We start from the raw sequence: 1,827 nt of genomic DNA on the forward strand, positions 1-1,827 counted from the left end.
AACCATTCAATACATGACCCAAATCTGTACAAGAACCGTAGCCACTTTTTACAAGTGGCTGCTTTACATGAATTGCAAAATAGTATTTAGCCGTAAATATTATTCAATAATAGCATGATAGTTGGGCAAACCTATTTTACTTATTACGACATTGTTATTACTTAAATGTAAATTCACTATATTTTACTTTTCATAATATATTATTATTGGTAATTAAAAACCATTTCCAATAATAATGATTAGGAGGTTTCTATATCTGGGAATTATTTATAATATTTTTCGTAAGAAAATAATAAATCATATTAGTAATTGATTGAATTTAACTTTGTCAAGAATTGATTAATATTGTTAATTCTATTTCATTGATTCTAATGATTATATATTTTAAATTCAATGTCGTTTGTTTAATTAATGGCGTTTTTTCATTTGAATTATTTTTGTTTTTTTCTAAATAACCTGAATTATATTTATTTGGAGATGATTTTATGAAAACAGAAGAAAATATTGAAAATTACAGTGCCACTAGCTCTAACGAAATGAGTTCTTTTGACTTATTAACACATTATTTTGGGAATTCAGGACGAGCGCTAACTCTTCACGACATAGGTGTTCACGAGAGGGTCAGGGAGTTAATAAAAAAACCAGACGCCTTTAAAGGTTTATTTGAAAGCAAGGATGGCACCAGCGTTCAATCTCGTTTTATTTCACAAATCCAAAATGGAAATAGAATTTCTTTTGAAAATACGTATGATTTCAGAACTCCATCCTCTTCTTTCAATGACCCATTATGGGCTATAGGAGGGGCTACAGTCAGTGGAAGATTACATGTTGTAAGTGCTGTGTCTTATGGACAAACATATCAATTAAGTGCGATCATAACCTATAAACTTTATGACAGATTTTCAGACCCAGTTGATCTACTGAATGTCTTCCCAGGTGAATGGGATCCAGGAACCCCATTTGATATAACAGGGCAATGGACTGAAAATGTAAACTTTTCCGTCAGTAAGTATGTATACGAAAATAAAATAAAACCAAATATCTAAAATTTGGTTGGTATGATATGTGTCGTCTGATATTTAATGTGTGATGCTAAATTGTGCTTGGTATTTTAACTATATTGTTCAGTGCCAAGCACTATAAAGATATTAAATATCCTAATATTTTGACAGATAAACAAGTAGTGTTGGTAAAAATATATCAATCAGAAATAGAATGATAGCCGCCGATAATGACGATGCCAGCGTTTTTTTAAAATTTCTATCTAAAATTAGAAAATAGCTAACAATCATGAATAGTGGAAAGAAAAAAATAATTTTAATTATCTTTAGTAGTAAAAATATCATTGTCATATCCTCTTCTTCTATATCAAACTTTGTCGTCATTATAACTTCTGTCATTTATTAAAAATTTCGTTTTCGTGCTGTCTGTCAAACCATTATCTCACTCATTTAAGCTGAGAAAAGCTCCCGAAGCCAGTCATGTATTAAATGGTTAGATTGGACATCAAAAGTAACAAGAATGATTTTATTGACGCAGAAGCTATCTGTGAAGCGGCCTCACGCCCCTCAATGCGGTTTGTTCAGCCCAGAACGGAAGCCCAACAAGCCCTGCGTCGTTTATATTTTTAATTTAAGTTAGATTAATAGAAATTGGATGGGGTCATTTGAACAGATTTTTATGATTTCACAAACTGATGTGGTCCAATGATTTTGGTCACCGTTATAGAGGTGATATTCTCACTTCAACACGCAAATAGGTCATGCTTCCAATAGTTAGTTCGCTTAGAGAAAGTAGTATTCACGCTCAATAAACGTTCCTATCACT

General features: G+C 31.5%; 1 protein-coding gene and 1 pseudogene. Both read left to right on the forward strand.

Annotation, left to right across the window (positions count from 1 at the left end):
- The first annotated feature begins 485 nt into the window (after positions 1-485).
- Positions 486-1,046, forward strand: a complete 561-nt coding sequence (locus ABLA85_RS17105) for a hypothetical protein (protein ID WP_367965553.1) — start codon at positions 486-488, stop codon at positions 1,044-1,046.
- 447 nt (positions 1,047-1,493) lie between these two features.
- Positions 1,494-1,625: pseudogene (locus ABLA85_RS17110) on the forward strand (IS110 family transposase); the annotation flags it as partial.
- Between the last annotated feature and the right edge of the window lie 202 nt (positions 1,626-1,827).

Origin of the sequence: Xenorhabdus sp. SGI246 (genome assembly GCF_040838225.1) — a bacterium.
Lineage (GTDB): Bacteria > Pseudomonadota > Gammaproteobacteria > Enterobacterales > Enterobacteriaceae > Xenorhabdus > Xenorhabdus indica.

Excerpts from the sequence above, each read along its gene's own strand:
- ABLA85_RS17105 (WP_367965553.1), top strand. The coding sequence starts at position 486 with ATGAAAACAGAAGAAAATATTGAAAATTACAGTGCCACTAGCTCTAAC.